Raw genomic sequence first — 16200 nt, 5'->3', positions numbered from 1 at the left:
GATCAGCCTCGCACCGCGCTCAGGAGGGATTCGAAGATCGTGTTCGCCGTCGTGATGACCTGCGCCGACGCGGCGTACGCCTGCTGGAAGCGCAGCAGGTTCGAGGCTTCCTCGTCCATGTTCACGCCCGACAGGCTCTGCTGCGCGGCCGTGGCCTGGTCGAGGATGCTCTGCTGGGCGTCGAGCGCCGTGCTCGCCTGCGCACCGGCCGTGCCGACCTGCGCGATCAGCTGGCTGTACGACTTGCCCACGGTGGTCACGCCGTTGTCGAGCACGCCCTTGGTGGCCACGTTCGCCAGGGCGAGCGCGTTGCCGTTGTCGCCGCTGGCCGACGCCGCCGGATTCACGTTGAACGTGTCGTTAGCGGCCGGGGCACCGGAAAGCTTTAGCGTCCAGCCGTTGCCCGTGATGGTGCCCGGGTCGGTATAGGTCTGCGGCGCCCCGCCGTTGATCGTGTAGGTGGTCGGCGAGGTGAACTGGATCACCACCGGCGTTTTCAGGTTCGCGTCGTTGATATCGGTGACGGTGAGGCCGCCGAGCACGCCCTTGCCCGTGTTGCTGGCCGATTTGGTGGCGACGAGCGGGCCGGACGCGGCGATCTTGTTGGTGTCGGAGATCGCCACCGAGATCGTCGAGGCCGCGTTGCGCGTCGGCTGGATCTGGAAACTGTCGCCGGCCTGCGGCGTGCCGCCGGGCACGGTGATCGCCAGGCCGTCGATCACGATCGGATCGGCCGGCGGACCGGGGTTGCCGGTACCCGTCGACGGCACGACGGTGCCGTCGGTGGTGGTGACGCCCCACTTCGTGCCGTCGTAGCGCACGATGTAATCGGACGCCCCCAGCTTGCCCACGTCGGTCACCTTGGCCGTCATGCTGGCCGTGCCCTTGTTCGTGGTGCTGTTGAACACGGCCGGGTCGGAAATCGAGAAGAAATCGCCGCCCGGATCGCCATTGAGGTCGATGCCCTGCGCGTGCTGCTTGTTGAACGCGTCTTCCATGGCGATGGCCGCGCGCCCGAGCTGGTTGCGGGCCGGATCGAGCACGTTCGTGCGGAAATCGAAGGCCGCGCCGAGCGAGCCGGAGCCGAGCTGGTTACTGATCACCGAACCGCTGGGTCCGACCACTTCAAGGCGCGACGAATCGTACTGGTTCGGCGCCGTCGACAGCTTCACCGCGTTCGTGGCGCTCACCAACGGCTGGCCGTTGCCGATCGAGATCGTCACCATGTGATCGCTGTTTTCGGTGGCGTTCACGCCGACGATGGCCGAGAGCTGGCTGATGGCCTGGTCGCGCGCATCGAGCAGGTCGTTGGGCGCGGCGCCCCCGGCATACGCCTTCTGGATCTCGCCGTTGAGCGAGGCGATGCTTTGCGCCAGCGAATTGATGCTGTCGACGGCGCTGCCGATCTGTTGGTTGGTCTGCTGGTCGATCTGCTGGAACTGCGACGACAGCGAACGGAAGGTCGACACCAGCGTATTGGCCTTGCCGATCATCGCCTGGCGGCTGGCGGTGTCCGTCGGCGCGTTCGCCATGTCGTTCACCGAGCCGAAGAAGCCGTCGAGCGCGCTCTGCAGGTTGGCCGACCCGCTCACCGCGTTATTGGTGGCCGAGGTGTACGCGGCGTACTGCAGGGCGCGGCTCTGGCTCGACGTGGCCGACCACATCGTCTGCGTGAGGAACTGGCTGTACGAGCGCTGCACGCTGATCGCATCGGCGCCCTGGCCGATGTACATGCCACCGTAATACTGCGGCGCGCGTGCGTTAAACGTGGTGGTCTGCCGCGTGTAGCCGGCGGTGTTCACGTTGCTGATGTTGTGACCGACGGTGGACAGGCCGACTTGCGATGCAAGCAGGCCGGATACCCCGGTGGAAAGCAGATCGGCCATCGTCGTTTCCCTCAATTCTTACCGTGTCGTTGGCCCGTTGCGTACGTTTTCACAGCGCGTCGGTGATGTGGCTCAGCGCGGCGAGCGCCTGCTTCATCACCGGCCCGTTGGCGATGTCCACCAGCTTCTTCGCGTAGCTCGGGTCGGTGGCGTAACCGCCGCTCGTGAGCGCATGCGCGAAGCCGGAGATGTCGTCGCCACGGCCCACCGCGTTCGCGTAGCGCGGGCTCGACGACACCATGTCGGCGTAGTCGCTGAACGACTGCGCCGGCGAGTCGTACGCGCGGAAGTTGTCGCGCTTGCGCACGGCCACGCCGTTCTCGTATTCCAGGGTCGGCACGCTGACGCGCTTGCCGTCCCAACTGCTGCCGGCCTTAATGCCGAACATGTTGTTGCTGGCCGTGGCGCCCTGCTGGGGCATGTGCTTGCCCCAGCCGGTTTCCAGCGCGGCCTGCGCGAGCAGCGCGCGCACCGACACGCCGAGCTTGCGGGCGGCTTCGATGGCGTGCGGCGCGAAGGTGCGCACGAAATCCTCCGGACCGTCGATGTCGAACTTGCTCACCGCGGTGGCTACCGCGTTGGCGCCGTCGCCCACCATCTTGCCGGCCTTGCCGAGCATGGCCTCGAGCGAATCCATGAGGCCGCTGTCCTTGTCCGAGGGCGACGAGATGCCCTGCACGGTGGACGCATCGCCGGTGACGCCCGCGAACAGGCCGTCATTGGCGCCGGTCTTCCCGGCGGAGGCGCCACCCAACTGGCGGATGAGCATGTCGGCGATGCCGATGCCCTTGCCCTGCGACAGCGTGACGGAAAGCTGCTGGTCGAACATCTGGCGGTAGGTGTCGCCCGCCTGCGAGCCCATGATGTCGTCGCCCATGGCGGCGCTGGCGTCGCGCATCGACTTCAGCATCATCTGCGTGAAGATCGACTCGAACTGTTTCGCCACCGCCGGCAGCGCGGACTGCGAGTCCTTCTGCGCCGCCGTGCGCAGGCCACCCAGCGCCGACAGGTCGGTGTAGGTGCCCAGGGCGTTGTTGTCGACGGCGGCGGCCATGTCAGATCACCACCAGCTCGGCGCGCAGGGCACCGGACTCCTTCAGCGCCTGAAGGATCGAAATAAGGTCGCTGGGCGAGGCGCCCACCTGGTTGACGGCGCGCACGATGGCGTCGAGGCTCGTGCCGGGGCCGAACTTGAACATGTGGCCGCCGTCCTCGCTCACCGCCACCTGGCTGCTCGGCACGATGGCCGTCTGGCCCTTGCTGAACGCGTTGGGCTGGCTCACCTGCGGCTGCTCGCTGATGGTCACCTGGATGGCGCCGTGGGCGACCGCCGCCGCGCCGACCTTCACTTCCGAACCGATCACCACCGTGCCGGTACGCGAATTGACGATGACCCGCGCGGGGGCGTCGCCCGGCGTGACCTCCAGGCCCTGGATGGTGGACAGCCAGGCCACGCGCTGCGACGGATCCAGCGGCGCGCGCACGGCGATGGAGGCCGAGTCCATCGCACGGGCCGTGCCCGCGCCGAAGTTGCGGTTCACCGCTTCGGCCACGCGCGCGGCCGTGGTGAAGTCGGCCGTGTTGAGGTTGAGCATGATGTCGCCGCCCTTGTCGAACGACGTGGCAACGCTTCGCTCGATGGAGGCGCCATTGGGAATGCGCCCACTGGCGGAAATGTTCACCTGCACGCTGGAGCCGCTCTTGCCCTGCGCGCTCACGCCGCCGACCACCACGCTGCCCTGCGCGATGGCATAGACCTGGCCGTCGGCGCCCTTGAGCGGCGACATCAACAGTTCGCCGCCGCGGATGCTCTTGGCGTTGCCGATGGAGGCCACGGTCACGTCGATGCGCTGGCCCGGCTTGGCGAAGGGCGGCAGCTCGGCGGTGATCGTTACCGCCGCCGCGTTCTTCAACTGCGGACGCACGTTGGCCGGCACGTTCACGCCGAACTGCTGGAGCATGTTCTCCAGGCTCTGCGTGGTGAACGGGGTCTGGCTGGTCTGGTCGCCGCTGCCGTCCAGGCCCACGACGAGGCCATATCCGACCAGCTGGTTGCTGCGCACGCCACCGACCAGGGTGAGGTCGCGGATGCGATCGGCATGGGCCAGCGACGTCACGCCCAGGGTGAGCGCGGCGACGGCGAGGATGCGGGCCAGGGCGTTCATCAGTACGGCATCCACTTCGAGTCGAAGAAACGCGACAGCCAGCCACGCGTGTTCGAATCGGCCAGCGTGCCCTTGCCCACGTATTCGATGCGCGCGTCGGCCACGCGGCTGGAGGCCACGATGTTGTCCGCGCCGATGTCCTGCGGCCGCACGATGCCCGAGATGCGTACGAGTTCTTCGCCCTGGTTGATGGTGAGCCACTTCTCGCCCTGCACCATCAGCGCGCCGTTGGACAGGCGCCGGGACACGGTGACGGTGATCTCACCGGAAAGCTGGTTGCTCTGGCTCGACGAGCCGTCGCCGTCGAACGCGTTGTTGCTCGACAGCGCGCTGTCCGCGCTCTTGCCGCCGAGGCGCAGGCCCTGGCCGAGCACGGTCGGCGAGGCGATGTTGCTGCCGTTCTTCTTGCTGGTGCTGGTCGCGGCCTTCTTGCTGGCCTGCGTGGCTTCCACCAGGGTGATGGTGAGGATGTCGCCCACGCGATGCGCGCGCGGATCGGCGAACAGTTCCATCGATTGCTGGTCGGCGAACACCGAGCCGGTGGGTTGAGCTGGCGTGACCGGCTCCACCGGCATGGTGGCGGTATACATCGGGCGCGGCGTCGGCGGCACCATGCCGCAGGCGGTGAGCAGCGCGAACGGCAGCGCCGCGACGAGAATGCGTGCGAAGGAACGGTTCATGGCGGTCATCAGGTCTGCTGGGTGATGAACTGGAGCATCTGGTCGGAAGCCGAGATCGCCTTCGAATTCATTTCGTAGGCGCGCTGCGTCTCGATCATGTTCACCATCTCCTCCACCACGTTCACGTTGGAGGTTTCCAGAGAGTTCTGCTCGAGCGTACCCAGGCCGTTGAGGCCGGCGGTGCCGGTCTGCGGCGCGCCGCTGGCGGCGGTCTCGAGATAGAGGTTGTCGCCGCGCGGCTCCAGGCCGGCCGGGTTGGTGAAGTCGGCGAGCTGGATCTGGCCGATCTGCTGCCCGTTCGGGTTGCCCGGCGTCACGACGCTGACCGTGCCGTCCTTGCCGATGGTGAGCGAGGTGGCATTGGGTGGCACGGTGATGGCCGGCTCCAGCGGATAGCCGTCGTTGGTGACGATCTGGCCGTCCTGGTCGCGCTTCAACGAACCGTCGCGCGAATAGCCCACGGTGCCGTCGGGCAGGGTCACCTGCAGGAAACCGCGACCGTTGATGCGTACGTCGTAGGGATTGTCGGTCTGCTGCGCGCCGCCCTGCTCGAACATCTTCTGCGTACCGACCACGCGCACGCCGGTGCCGATCATGAGGCCGGTGGGCGACAGGGTCTGTTCGGTCGTCTGCGCGCCGGCCTGGCCGCGGTTCTGGTAGGCGAGGTCTTCGAATTCCGCGCGGGCGCGCTTGAAGCCCGTGGTATTCGTGTTGGCCAGGTTGTTCGACACGACGTCCATGCGCGTCTGCTGCGCATCGAGGCCGGTCTTGGCGATCCAGAGGGACGTGAACATCGTTGACTCCTGCCCTTGCGGGCGCGTGGCGTGCCGGCGACGGTTTTGCGTCGCGCGACGGTGGTTACCCCACCTGTAGCAATTTCGATGCCGACTGGGCGTTTTCGTCGGCGGCCTTGATCGAGCGCACCTGCATCTCGAACTCGCGGGAGAGCGAGATCATCTTCACGAGCACCTCGGATGGGTTGACGTTGCTCGCTTCGACGGTGCCGGATACCACCTGCACGTTCGCGTCGGCGGGCGCCTGGCTGCCGTCGATCATGTGCATGAGGCCGTCGCTGCCGTAGGTCAGCTGGTCGTTGCCCGGGTTGACCAGCTTGATCCGGTCGGTGGTGGCGACGGTGGCGGGCGATTCGCCCAGCGGCACCGACGAAATGGTGCCGTCGGCGCCGATCCGCACGCTGGATGCCTGCGGAATGGTGATCGGACCGCCGCCGCCCACGACGGGATTGCCGCGCGCGTCCGTCAACAAACCGTCGGCGTCGATGCGCAGGTTGCCGGCGCGCGTGTAGCCTTCGTTGCCGTCCGGCGTCTGCACCGCGATCCAGCCGTCGCCCTGCACGGAGATGTCCAGGTCGTTGCCCGTCGCCATCTGCTTGCCGCCGGAGGTATCCCAGCCGGTGCCCTGGGCCACGCCGTTGATGCGCGTGGCCAGGCCGTCGCCCTTCACCGGCACGCTCTGGAAGGCCGACAGCTCGGCCTTGAAGCCCGTGGTGTTGGCGTTGGCGAGGTTGTGCGCGACCTCGGCCTGTGCCCGCATCACCTGCGTGGCACCGGTCATCGCGACGTAGACGGAACGATCCATGGTCTATTCCCCGCCGTCAGTTGCGGATGTTGATGATCGTCTGGGTGAGCTGGTCGTCGGTGGAGATGACCTGCGCGTTGGCCTGGTAGTTGCGCTGCGCCTTGATCATGTTCACCAGCTGCGAGGTGAGGTCGGCGGTGTTCGACGACTCGAGCTGGCCCGACTGCACCTGGCCCACGTCGCCGGAGTTCGCCACGCCGCGGATCGGCTGGCCCGACTCGGCCGACGGCACCCAGTTGGTGTCGTTGAGCTGGCGCAGGCCCTGGTTGTTGGCGAAGGTGGCGACGGCCAGCTGGCCCAACGGAATGGTGGCACCGTTGGAATAGATGGCCGACACCGTGCCGTCCTTCGCGACATCGATCTTGGAGAACTTGCCCGCCGCGTAACCGTCGTTGTTGACGGCCGTGGTGGAAAAGGTGTCGCCGAACTGGGTGACCTTGCTCATGTCGAGCGAGAGATCGATCGGCTGCGCCCCCGGGTTGGGCGAGGCGGCGCCGAAGTCGAGCTTGCCCGTGGTGGGCGCGGTGATCGCGCCGCCGGCACTGAAGGTCAGCTGCTGGCCGGCGGCGGCGCCCACCTGGGTGCCGTCCATCGTCATGTGCACGTCCCAGCCGTTGGCCGTGGCGTTCTTCACGTAATACACGTTCACCGTGTGCGTGGCACCGAGCGAATCGTAGGCCTGGAAGGTGGACAGGTTGTTGTACGACTTGTCGTTGGTCGGGTCGAACGGCGTCACCGTCGGCGCGGTGGCGGTCGACGGCAAGTTGGCGGTGATGCCGATGTTGGCGCTGGCCTTGGCCGGGGCCGAACCGGTGGTGATGTGCAGGTCGGACAGGGCCGAGATGTCGAAGCCGCCCGAGGCGGTCGGCGGGTATACCTGCACGCGCTGCCCGGTGGCGTTGACGATGAAGCCGTCGTCGTCGGGATGGAAGTTGCCCGCGCGCGAGTACGAATAGCCCGAGGCATCGTGCAGCGTGAAGAAGCCCGCGCCGCTCAAGGCGAAGTCGTAGGAGTTGCCGGTCTGCGTGAGGTTGCCGTCGCCGAACTGCTGGGCGATGTTGGTCACGCGCACGCCGCTGCCCGAGGCGGTGGCGGCGAGGTTTTCGCCGGCCACGGAATACACCTGGGAGAACTCGGCGCGCGAGCCCTTGAAGCCGACGGTGTTGACGTTGGCGATGTTGTTCGCGGTGACTTCCAGGTCGGCGGAAGCCGCGTTGATGCCACTGAGGGCGATATCGAAAGGCATGGTGGAATTCCTCGCTGTGCTTACTGGATTTGCGCGATCTGGCTGAGCAGGGCGCCGCCGTAACCGGACACCTGCACGTAGGTTCCGTCGGCGCCCGAAGCGCCGACGCCTTCCACCTTGCCGCGGTAGAACGTATCCGCCGCGTTGCCGCCGGAAGTAGCGGAGATCTGATAGGTGCCGTCCGGCAGCTGCTTTCCGTCGTCGCCCTTGCCGTCCCAGCTGAAGTCGGTGAGGCCGGCGTCGGGCTGGCCGAGCGGGATCGTGCGCACCACGTTGCCGGCGGTGTCCTTGATCTGCACGTTCACGTAGGTGCCCGAGTTGGGCACGTTCACCGCGCCGTTGAGGGCGCCGTCCTGCAACTTGCCCGCCGTGGAAGGCACCAGCACGTCGCGGCCGACCATCGCCGAGGCGCGAACGAACTGGTCGCCCGTGAGGTTGGACGCCAGCGAGTCGAACGACTGTTGCAACTGCTGCGTGGCCGCCACCTGCGAGAACTGCGCCAGCTGCGCCACCGACTGGGTCGGGTCCATGGGCTTGGTGGGATCCTGGTTGGTCACCTGGGTGACCAGCAGCTTGAGGAAATCGGACTGCGACAGCGTCTGCTGCTGCAGCTGGCTCGAGGTGGACGAATTCGAGCCGAACGCGTTGGAACCGACGGAATCGACGGCCATGGAGGGAATCCTTATTTGCCGAGGTCCAGCGTCTTCTGCATGAGCTGCTTGGCGCTGTTCATGACTTCGACGTTGTTCTGGTAGGAGCGCGACGCGGAGATCATGTTGACCAGCTCGTCGACCGGGTTGACGTTGCTCGAATAGACGTAGCCGTTGGCGTCGGCCATCGGATTGGCCGGCTCGTAACGCGACTGCACGGGCGCCTGGCTCTCGCTGACGCCGAGGGTGCGCACGCCCGCGTTTTCCATCTGGCCGTTCACCTGCTGCTGCACGGCCGCGAACATCGGTTGCCGGGCGCGGTAGGCCGTGGCCTCGCTGCTGGCCACGCTGTCGGCATTGGCCATGTTGCTGGCGGTGGTGTTCAGGCGCGCGGACTGCGCGGCCATGCCGGAACCGGCGACGTCGAAGATCTTCAGGAGGCTCATGATGCGGTACCCGTGATGGCCAGACGCATGGCGTGGATCTGCCCCGTGATGAAGCTCAGCGAGGCCTGGTAGTGGATGGCGTTGCCGGCGAACTGGGCCTGCTCGACCTGGGTGTCCACCGTGTTGCCGTCCATCGACGGCTGGGTTTCGACGCGGTAGGCGAGCTTGTCGCCGTCGGCCATGGCCACGGCGGGATTGCCGCCAATATGGCCCGCCTCGGTGGCGGCCATCGGCAGGCGATCGCCGTCCATCGCGCCCGTGGCGGCGGACATCACCTTGCGGAAGTCGAGGTCGCGGGCGAGGAAACCCGGCGTGTCGGCATTGGCGAGGTTCGACGAAATGACCTCGGCACGGCGTTGCCACAGGCCCAGGGCCTGCGCATGTGCGCCGAACAGTGGATCGGAATGGTCGATCATGGGCACGGGCCCTCTCGTTGACGTGGCCCGAAGGCATCAGCAAGAGGCGTGCCACGCCAGGCGTGGAAACGCGAAACGGCGCCGTGGCGCCGTTTGCGGAGTGGATCGGAGGGAAGGTGGCGGAATTCCGGCGCCCGCCGGAACCGCTCCGGCGACGGTCCGCCGTCGCCCGTCAGCCGGGCAACAGTTCGAGCACGGCCGTGGCAAGCACGTCGGGCTGGAACTTGGCGATGAACCGGTCGGCGCCCACGCGGGCCACCATCGCCTCGTTGAATACGCCGCTCAGCGAACTGTGCAGCAGCACCTTGAGGTGGCGAAGCTGGGGATCTTCGCGAATGGCGCGGGTGAGCGCGTAGCCGTCCATCGACGGCATCTCGATGTCCGACACCACCAGCGCCACGCGCTCGCTTTCCGGCCCCGCGGCGAGGTTGCGCAGGCACTGGAGGGCTTCGCTGCCGTCCTTCGCCACCGTGCAGTCGAGGTCGAGCTTGCGGAACAGGTCGACCAGCTGGGTGCGGGCCACCAGCGAATCGTCCACCAGCAGGAGGCGGCGGTTGGTCGCGATCTGCAGATGCGCCGCCTGCTGCACGCGCTCGGAGATCTCTACCGCGCGCGGGTCCACGCTGGCGAGCACCTGCTCCACGTCGACGATGGCGATGAGGTCGCCGTCCATGCGGGTCACGGCGTTCACGCGCGACCCGTAGCCCAGCGCGGGCGGCGGCGCGGCCATCTGGGCGCCGTCCACGTGCACGATGCGGTCCACGTCGGAGACGAGGAAGCCCTGCACCGAGCGGTTGAATTCGGTGACGATGAGGTGCGCGGTATCCACGTTCGCCATCGGCGGATAGCCCATGGCGGCCGCGAGATCGATCACGGGGATGGTGTTGCCGCGGTAGTCGAAGCTGCCCGCCACCAGGTCGTGCATGCTCGGCATGCGCTCGAGCTTCGGCCGGCGCAGCACCTCGCGCACCTTGAACACGTTGATGCCGAACGCCTGGCGGTCGCCCAGCCGGAACAGCAGCATCGCCACGCGGTTGTGGCCGGCGAGGCGGGTGAAGGTTTCCACGGTGTCGAGGAGGGGGCGGGCCATGGGGACTGCATCAGTAAGGTGTGCTTTCGTATCGGCCGCCCCGTCTCGTTCTTTAAGCACCCGTTCGCCGATGCGATCGGCTCCCACCCCTCCGGTAGCAGGGGTAAGACATGCTGGCTACCGAAGGGGTGGGAGCCGATCGCATCGGCGAACCCTACGGAGCGACCGCTGGCACGGGTATTGCTTCGCTCAAGAACGACGCCCCGCGACCGATGTAGTGGGCGACCCCTCAGAAGCGAACCCTTTCATGACCCTCCTCTGGAGCCAGCACGTCCGTCTTCTCGCCCATGCCGCCGTCACGGGCGACGCCGCGCGCGTGCGCGCGCTGGCCGCGCAGTATCCGGCGGCCGCCAGCGCCCTGGGTGCCCTGCTCAAACCCGCCGAACCGCGCACGGCGCCGGCCACCACCATCCAGGCCATCGAGCAGCAGGGCATGGTGCTGACCAATGCCCAGGCGCTCGGTGCCACGCTCCAGGAACTGACCGTCGCCGTGGAAGGCGCGCGCGATGCCGCCGGACGATTGACGGAGTCGGGCGCCAGGATTTCGACGGCCCTCGACCAGGCCCAGGCCGGCGTGTCCGGCATGGCCGAGGCCGGCGGCGAAGGCCAGGCCAACGCGGGCGACCTCGACGGCCAGCTGCGCCTGCTGCGCAGCGCCCTGTCGGGCATGAGCCGCAACCATGCGCAGTTCGCCGACTACTTCACCGCCATCCGCAAGCTCACGGCCACGGTCCAGGACATCGCCCACCAGACCAACCTCGTGGCGCTGAACGCCGCCATCGAAGCCGCGCGCGCCGGTGAAGCCGGCCGCGGTTTCGCCGTGGTGGCCGACGAGGTCAAGCAACTGGCCGAGAAGACCACCCAGGCCACCGCCGAGATCGACCAGGTGACCCAGGCCGTGGGCGAATTCTCCGGCCACCTCGACGAAGCCGTGCAGAACAGCCTGCGCCGCCTCGACCAGACCCAGTCGGGCATCGCCGGCATGCAGGCATCGCTCGGCCGCGTCGACGGCGTCGTGCGCGCCGCGCGCGAAAGCATCGACAGCGCCCGCGAAGGCATGGGTACCCTGCACGGTCGCATCGCCGGCGTGCAGGCCGCGCAGGCCAGCCTCGGCCGGACGGCCAACGAAGCCCGCCGCCAGGCCGATGCCGCCGCCCGCGCCGCCGTGCTCGCGCATCGCCTGGGCCTCGCCCGCCTCGAAACCGAAGGCGAACTCGACGCCGCCACGCTGAGCCAGATGATCCGCGAGGCCTGCCAGGGCCTGCGTTACGCGCTGGAGCTTTCCTCACGCGACCCGTCCGGCCTCGATCGCCGTTGGCTCGACACCACGCCGCTCATGCGCTGCATCGACCAGTTCCGCCTGCGTCGCGCGGACGCCTCGTCCGACGCCGTGCGCGCCGCGGGCGAGCGTTTCACCGTGCAGGCCTCGCAATACGCGATGACCCTCGGCGAAGGCCGACAGGCTGAAGCCACGCAGATGCTGCCCGGCCTGACCCGCGAGCTGGATGCCATCGTGCAGGGGCTGTCCGCCGCCCTGTCGGAACGCGCCGCGTGAAGCGCCTCGCCGCCGCGATCGTCGCCCTGTCGTCGTTGGCCTGCCCGCTCATGGCGGCGGCCACCTCGCTCGACGACGTGCGCGACATCGCGGTGGCCTGGCTCAAGGAACACCGCTCGCTTCCCGGAGCACGCATGGAGGCCCAGGCCGACTCGCTCGACAGCCGGCTGCGACTGGTCGATTGCCCGGCGAAGCCTAGTGCTTCGCTGCCGGGCAACCGCCCGCTCGGCGCCCGGGTGAGCGTGGCCGTGCATTGCCCCGTGCCCGGCGGCTGGACGGTGCGCGTGCCGGTGCGCGTCAAGCTCTTCACCCAGGTGCTGGTGACCAGTCGCCCGCTCACCCGTGGCGACGGCATCGGCGCCGCCGATGTCCATGCCGAGGAGCGCGACGTCGCCTCGCTCGCCTACGGCTACATCGCGGCCCTCGACCAGGTCGACGGCCGGTCCCTTGCCCGTCCGCTCAACGCCGGTACGGTGCTCACCCCCGGCATGCTCGCCGGCCGCCAGGCCGTGCGCGTGGGCGACGCGGTGAGCATGCAGGCCACCGTCGAGGGCGTCACCATCCGTGCCGACGGCGTGGCGCTGGGCGCCGGCGACGCCGGTGCCCGCGTGAAGGTTCGCAACGCCTCCTCGGGCCGCGTGCTCGACGCCATCGTCAGCGGACCCGGGGCGGTCGCCGTGTTGCCATGAACGAAACACGAATCCGGTCACACTTCACCATGTCCCGCCCGCTAAAGTTCGTCCCCGGTAAGCCGATAAGCCCTCCGAAGGACATCGCTCCGAGGATCAACCCATGACCAATACCATCAAACCCGGTATCCAGACCCAGCAGCCGACGGTGCCGCCGCGCACGCCGAACGCCGCCGCGGGGTCGGCCGGCCAGGCCCAGGGCGGCACGAGCGTACGCACCACCGACGACAGCGTGCGCATCACCGACTCGGCCAAGGCTCTGGACGCCGCCAGCCGTGGCGAAGGCGTCGACGGCAAGCGCGTCGAGGCCATCCGCAACCGGATCGCCGAGGGCACCTACAAACCGGATTCGCAGGCCATCGCCAGCAAGTTTCTTGCGATGGAAGGCCAACTCGGCGGTAAGGCATGACGCAGCAGCGCGACTCCGATTTCGACGCGGCCCTCGCCGGCGTCATGGGCGACCTCGCCCGTGAGGTCGACGCCCTGCATGCCCACCTGATCGAGGAGCGCATGGTGCTGGACAAGGCCGATGCCGCCGCGCTCGAAGCGGTGGGCAGGGCGAAGAGCGCCTCGCTGGACCGCATCGACCGGCTCGACACCGAGCGCCGGCAGCTCAGCGACGCTTCGGGCATCGATTCGCTCAACGACGCACGCTGGTCGCACACCGTCGAGCGCCTGCTCGAGTGCCGCCGCCTCAACGAAACCAACGGTCGCATCGTGGGCCAGCGCATGGGCCAGATCCGCCAGGCCCTCGCCGTGATCTCCGGCGACGCGCCCAACGGTTCCACCTACGGCCCCGACGGCGCCGCCCGGATAAAGCTCCGTTCCGCGACTCTCGCCCAGGTTTGAGTCGCCGCGATCGGCAATAATTCAGCGTTTTCACCGGACGGCGCACGACGAAAGCCATGGCAGCGAATCCCCAGCCGACAGCGGTGAACGACGATGGCATCCTGCCCATCGTTCGCGTGCCGATCCTCGATCGCAAACAGGCGTTGTTCGCCTACGAACTCCTTTTCCCGCGCCCGGCCGGCTCCGACATCGAAGCCGCGTCGCTTACGCATACGCAGGCCACGCTCAGCGCCATCGCCGACGGCAGCCTCAAGCGACTGGTGCGCGACAACCGCGCCTTCCTGCACATGTCGCGCGACCTGCTCATGCAGCACGCCGACATCCTTCGCCACAACGCGCGCCTGAGCGCCAGCATCAGCGCCGAGGTCGGTAACGACGAACAGCTGCTGCTGCGCCTGCGCGAACTGAAGGGCCAGGGCTGCCTGTTCATGCTGGAGGATTTCACCCTCCCCGCCGATCCGCTGCATCGTGCCGGCGTCGACGCGCTGTTGCGCATCGTGCAGTTCGCCAAGGTGGCCGTGGACCATCGCCATCCGGTGGCGGCGCGCGCGCACATGGATTACGTGCACGCCTTCGGCGTCAAGGTGATCGTCACCGGCGTGGATACGCACGAAACCTTCGTCGACTACGCCGACCAGGACGTCGACGGCTTCCAGGGCAAGTACCTGCTGCGCCCCGAGCGCGTGGACATGCCGCGACTCACACCCAGCAAGCTCGGCGTGCTGCGCCTGATGGGCGCCCTGCAGGATCCGGACAACGGCCCCGTCGAACTGGGCAAGATCATCCGCGACGACGCCATCCTCAGCTACAAGCTGCTGGGCTGCGTGAACTCCGCCTATTTCGCCCTGCCCCGCCAGCTGAAGTCGGTGGAACAGGCGGCGGTGTTCTTCGGCGTCAACCGCATGCGCAACTGGATTTTCACCATGGCCGTGTCGGGCATGGACGAGCGTCCGCCCGAACTGCTGCGCCTGGCACTCATCCGCGCGCACATGTGCGAGCAGCTCGCCCGAAGCGTGAAGCCCGAGTTGCAGGAAATGGCCTTCACCGCCGGCCTGTTCTCGTTGCTCGATACGTTGATGAACGTGTCGATGGCATACGTGCTCGAGCACCTGCCGCTCGCGCTGGAAATTCGCGAGGCGCTGCTCGAGGGCGTGGGCCCGTTCGCGCCGATCCTCGACCAGATCCGCCATTGGGAACAGGGCGAGATCGACGGTGATTCCGCGTCGCATGAACAGCAGATGCTCAAGATGGCCGCCATCTACCACGATGCGGCGAGCTGGGCCGATCATGTGTATGCGTTCGCCGACGGATCGGCGTCGGCCGAGGACTGAAACCGCTCGCTCCGCGGCGTTCGCCGATACGATCGGCTCCCACCCCTTCGGTAGGCAGGCTACCTGACCCTGGCTACCGAAGGGGTGGGAGCCGATCGTATCGGCGAATCAAGCCAGCGACGACGTCACGACGTGGATCACCACGTACTGCCAGATCAGCAACAACGCCATCGCGATGATCACCAGCAGCGTCCCGGCAGCTCCCACGAAACGCCCCGCCGAATTTCCCGGCGATCCCGACAGGCCCATCGCATGCGCGATGCGCGCCACCAGCAACACGATGCCGAACACGTGCAGCAGCATCGGCCAGGTCTGGTTGAGCTCCAGGACCAGCATGAGTACCAGTGCCAGCGGCACGTATTCCACCGCATTGCCGTGCGCGCGGATGGCGCAGGCCAGGCTCCGGTTTCCGCCATCGCCCAGGCCATGGCCATGGAGGCGGCGCAACCGGCTCACCCGTATGGAGAGCGCGATGACGAGCAGGGCCAGCAAGGCCGCGTAAAGTCCCGTGATACGCATGGATGTCGATCCTGAATCAGTCGTCCCGAGCCGGCCGTTGCTGCGATCGCCAGATCGACAGCCCCGCCCCCAATACCGCTACCAGCAGCCACACGCTGCTTGCCATCGCGTCGGTACGCAGCCACAGCACGCCTCCGGTGGCGGTGACCACCACGGCGCCCAGGCCCAGCGCGAACAGTGCATCGCCCCGGAACCGCGTTCCCGCCGCCATGAGCAGCAGGCCGAAGGATGCCACGAGAGCGGCGAGCACGCGTAGCGTCATCACCGCACCAGGGGGCTCGGGCAGCGCCGGCAAGACGTCGCCCAGCGTGCGCTCGCCGATCTGCACCTCGAAACCCGGCCCATTACGGCGGGGTTCCCCCGGCACAAGCGTGTCGCCGTCGATCCGCGCGAGTACCGTCATCGCCCCGAGCGGCACCGCTTCCCAACTCACGCGCAGGTCGCCCAGGCGCGGAGCGTCGGGCTTACCGCTGGTGACGAGGTAGTCGCCGGCGCGCTGGAAGGTGGCGGCCAGGTTCGGCGGCAGTTTCTTCTCGTCGGGCGCCACGACGACACGCCCGGGGAACGCACGGACCACGGGCTGCGACAGCCTGAAATGGCCGAGCCTCACCTCGCCCGCCTCGAATTGCCGTCCCTGGATCGGAAACGAGGACGGGTTGGCATGGCCCGACGGCTTGGCGAAGCGCGAGGACTCCACCGGGTGGTCCACCCAGTCCAGCTCGTAATGCGTTTCGCCGCCCACGGTGATCTCGCGCCACTGGAACATTTCCACGTGACGCACCAGCAAGGGCGATTGCGCGCGTATGCCGAACTCGTCGTCGTGCGGCGCGTCGACGATGCGCGGCAGGCCGTTCACGCGCGTCATCGCACCGTATTGACCCGCCGACGGATGGCCCTCGTCGCCCAGGTCGATCACCGGCGCACCCTGTTTCGTCACGGCGGCGGCATAGGCCATCACCCGTTGCTCGTTCCAGAACAGCAGGGCCAACGCGGCCGCCAGCAGCAGGACGCCGACGATGCGCCATACCCACGATGTTCCACCCATGACTTTGCCTGGTTTCATCCCGCCCCGTCCCTTG

At 67.9% G+C, this 16200-nt stretch carries 18 protein-coding genes; 5 read left to right on the top strand and 13 right to left on the bottom strand.

What is annotated here, in order from left to right; translation table 11 throughout:
• Nucleotides 1-2: 2 nt before the first annotated feature.
• The 11 genes from flgK to JNG39_RS01390 all read right to left on the bottom strand — a co-directional run bounded on the left by flgK (nucleotide 3) and on the right by JNG39_RS01390 (nucleotide 10178).
• Nucleotides 3-1886 carry a flagellar hook-associated protein FlgK gene (gene flgK, locus JNG39_RS01440; protein WP_368309241.1) on the bottom strand — a complete coding sequence of 628 codons (1884 nt, stop codon included), beginning with the start codon at nucleotides 1884-1886 and terminating at the stop codon, nucleotides 3-5.
• Between the two features lie 49 nt (nucleotides 1887-1935).
• Nucleotides 1936-2940, bottom strand: a complete 1005-nt coding sequence (gene flgJ, locus JNG39_RS01435) for a flagellar assembly peptidoglycan hydrolase FlgJ (RefSeq protein ID WP_247373721.1) — start codon at nucleotides 2938-2940, stop codon at nucleotides 1936-1938.
• A 1-nt stretch (nucleotide 2941) separates the two neighbouring features.
• A complete protein-coding gene (locus tag JNG39_RS01430) occupies nucleotides 2942-4051 on the bottom strand; it encodes a flagellar basal body P-ring protein FlgI (protein ID WP_368309240.1) in 1110 nt (369 codons plus the stop codon).
• On the bottom strand, nucleotides 4051-4731 hold the full coding sequence (gene flgH / locus JNG39_RS01425) for a flagellar basal body L-ring protein FlgH (protein WP_368309239.1): 681 nt from the start codon (nucleotides 4729-4731) through the stop codon (nucleotides 4051-4053). The genes JNG39_RS01430 and flgH overlap by 1 nt, the downstream gene beginning before the upstream one ends.
• An 8-nt stretch (nucleotides 4732-4739) precedes the next feature.
• On the bottom strand, nucleotides 4740-5525 hold the full coding sequence (gene flgG, locus JNG39_RS01420; protein WP_368309238.1) for a flagellar basal-body rod protein FlgG: 786 nt from the start codon (nucleotides 5523-5525) through the stop codon (nucleotides 4740-4742).
• Nucleotides 5526-5589: 64 nt separating this feature from the next.
• Nucleotides 5590-6330 (bottom strand): flagellar basal-body rod protein FlgF, encoded by a 741-nt coding sequence (gene flgF / locus JNG39_RS01415; RefSeq protein WP_247373714.1) that lies wholly within the window; start codon nucleotides 6328-6330, stop codon nucleotides 5590-5592.
• Between the two features lie 16 nt (nucleotides 6331-6346).
• Complete coding sequence (gene flgE / locus JNG39_RS01410) at nucleotides 6347-7576, bottom strand: flagellar hook protein FlgE (RefSeq protein ID WP_368309237.1); 1230 nt, start codon at nucleotides 7574-7576, stop codon at nucleotides 6347-6349.
• Between the two features lie 20 nt (nucleotides 7577-7596).
• Nucleotides 7597-8247, bottom strand: coding sequence for a flagellar hook assembly protein FlgD (locus JNG39_RS01405; protein ID WP_368309236.1), 651 nt, complete (start codon nucleotides 8245-8247; stop codon nucleotides 7597-7599).
• An 11-nt stretch (nucleotides 8248-8258) separates the two neighbouring features.
• On the bottom strand, nucleotides 8259-8672 hold the full coding sequence (flgC, locus tag JNG39_RS01400; RefSeq protein WP_144911420.1) for a flagellar basal body rod protein FlgC: 414 nt from the start codon (nucleotides 8670-8672) through the stop codon (nucleotides 8259-8261).
• Nucleotides 8669-9088, bottom strand: coding sequence for a flagellar basal body rod protein FlgB (flgB, locus tag JNG39_RS01395; RefSeq protein WP_247375146.1), 420 nt, complete (start codon nucleotides 9086-9088; stop codon nucleotides 8669-8671). Before flgB ends, flgC begins: the two co-directional genes overlap by 4 nt.
• Before the next feature lie 172 nt (nucleotides 9089-9260).
• Nucleotides 9261-10178: a chemotaxis protein gene (locus JNG39_RS01390; protein ID WP_368309234.1), complete on the bottom strand. Its 918-nt coding sequence runs from the start codon at nucleotides 10176-10178 to the stop codon at nucleotides 9261-9263.
• Nucleotides 10179-10425: 247 nt separating this feature from the next.
• Here JNG39_RS01390 and JNG39_RS01385 point away from each other — a divergent pair, with 247 nt between their 5' ends.
• The 5 genes from JNG39_RS01385 (at nucleotide 10426) to JNG39_RS01365 (ending at nucleotide 14602) form a co-directional block, all read left to right on the top strand.
• A complete protein-coding gene (locus JNG39_RS01385; RefSeq protein ID WP_368309232.1) occupies nucleotides 10426-11733 on the top strand; it encodes a methyl-accepting chemotaxis protein in 1308 nt (435 codons plus the stop codon).
• Entirely contained in the window at nucleotides 11730-12422 is a 693-nt protein-coding gene (gene flgA / locus JNG39_RS01380) for a flagellar basal body P-ring formation chaperone FlgA (protein WP_368309231.1), read from the top strand. The genes JNG39_RS01385 and flgA overlap by 4 nt, the downstream gene beginning before the upstream one ends.
• Before the next feature lie 103 nt (nucleotides 12423-12525).
• A complete protein-coding gene (gene flgM / locus JNG39_RS01375; RefSeq protein WP_368309230.1) occupies nucleotides 12526-12831 on the top strand; it encodes a flagellar biosynthesis anti-sigma factor FlgM in 306 nt (101 codons plus the stop codon).
• Entirely contained in the window at nucleotides 12828-13271 is a 444-nt protein-coding gene (locus tag JNG39_RS01370) for a flagella synthesis protein FlgN (RefSeq protein WP_368309229.1), read from the top strand. The genes flgM and JNG39_RS01370 overlap by 4 nt, the downstream gene beginning before the upstream one ends.
• 56 nt (nucleotides 13272-13327) lie before the next feature.
• A complete protein-coding gene (locus tag JNG39_RS01365) occupies nucleotides 13328-14602 on the top strand; it encodes an EAL and HDOD domain-containing protein (protein ID WP_368309228.1) in 1275 nt (424 codons plus the stop codon).
• A gap of 108 nt (nucleotides 14603-14710) precedes the next feature.
• On the opposite strand, the gene JNG39_RS01360 is transcribed toward JNG39_RS01365, so the two are convergent.
• Both JNG39_RS01360 and JNG39_RS01355 read right to left on the bottom strand, forming a co-directional pair.
• Nucleotides 14711-15121, bottom strand: a complete 411-nt coding sequence (locus JNG39_RS01360; RefSeq protein ID WP_368309226.1) for an MAPEG family protein — start codon at nucleotides 15119-15121, stop codon at nucleotides 14711-14713.
• A gap of 16 nt (nucleotides 15122-15137) precedes the next feature.
• A complete protein-coding gene (locus JNG39_RS01355; protein WP_368309225.1) occupies nucleotides 15138-16184 on the bottom strand; it encodes a TMEM43 family protein in 1047 nt (348 codons plus the stop codon).
• Nucleotides 16185-16200 lie beyond the last annotated feature (16 nt).

The sequence above is a fragment of the Luteibacter sp. CQ10 genome, assembly GCF_040900725.1.
In the GTDB taxonomy this organism is placed as follows: domain Bacteria; phylum Pseudomonadota; class Gammaproteobacteria; order Xanthomonadales; family Rhodanobacteraceae; genus Luteibacter.
Note: the sequence above shows the minus strand (reverse complement) of the source record. Positions and strands in the feature narration are given on the sequence as shown.

Coding starts and splice junctions, on each gene's coding strand:
- JNG39_RS01430 (WP_368309240.1), bottom strand. CDS start 4,051: ATGAACGCCCTGGCCCGCATCCTCGCCGTCGCCGCGCTCACCCTGGGC.
- JNG39_RS01365 (WP_368309228.1), top strand. CDS start 13,328: ATGGCAGCGAATCCCCAGCCGACAGCGGTGAACGACGATGGCATCCTG.
- flgK (WP_368309241.1), bottom strand. CDS start 1,886: ATGGCCGATCTGCTTTCCACCGGGGTATCCGGCCTGCTTGCATCGCAA.
- flgF (WP_247373714.1), bottom strand. CDS start 6,330: ATGGATCGTTCCGTCTACGTCGCGATGACCGGTGCCACGCAGGTGATG.
- flgM (WP_368309230.1), top strand. CDS start 12,526: ATGACCAATACCATCAAACCCGGTATCCAGACCCAGCAGCCGACGGTG.
- JNG39_RS01385 (WP_368309232.1), top strand. CDS start 10,426: ATGACCCTCCTCTGGAGCCAGCACGTCCGTCTTCTCGCCCATGCCGCC.
- flgG (WP_368309238.1), bottom strand. CDS start 5,525: ATGTTCACGTCCCTCTGGATCGCCAAGACCGGCCTCGATGCGCAGCAG.
- JNG39_RS01370 (WP_368309229.1), top strand. CDS start 12,828: ATGACGCAGCAGCGCGACTCCGATTTCGACGCGGCCCTCGCCGGCGTC.
- JNG39_RS01390 (WP_368309234.1), bottom strand. CDS start 10,178: ATGGCCCGCCCCCTCCTCGACACCGTGGAAACCTTCACCCGCCTCGCC.
- flgH (WP_368309239.1), bottom strand. CDS start 4,731: ATGAACCGTTCCTTCGCACGCATTCTCGTCGCGGCGCTGCCGTTCGCG.
- JNG39_RS01360 (WP_368309226.1), bottom strand. CDS start 15,121: ATGCGTATCACGGGACTTTACGCGGCCTTGCTGGCCCTGCTCGTCATC.
- flgJ (WP_247373721.1), bottom strand. CDS start 2,940: ATGGCCGCCGCCGTCGACAACAACGCCCTGGGCACCTACACCGACCTG.
- flgB (WP_247375146.1), bottom strand. CDS start 9,088: ATGATCGACCATTCCGATCCACTGTTCGGCGCACATGCGCAGGCCCTG.
- flgE (WP_368309237.1), bottom strand. CDS start 7,576: ATGCCTTTCGATATCGCCCTCAGTGGCATCAACGCGGCTTCCGCCGAC.
- JNG39_RS01405 (WP_368309236.1), bottom strand. CDS start 8,247: ATGGCCGTCGATTCCGTCGGTTCCAACGCGTTCGGCTCGAATTCGTCC.
- flgC (WP_144911420.1), bottom strand. CDS start 8,672: ATGAGCCTCCTGAAGATCTTCGACGTCGCCGGTTCCGGCATGGCCGCG.
- JNG39_RS01355 (WP_368309225.1), bottom strand. CDS start 16,184: ATGAAACCAGGCAAAGTCATGGGTGGAACATCGTGGGTATGGCGCATC.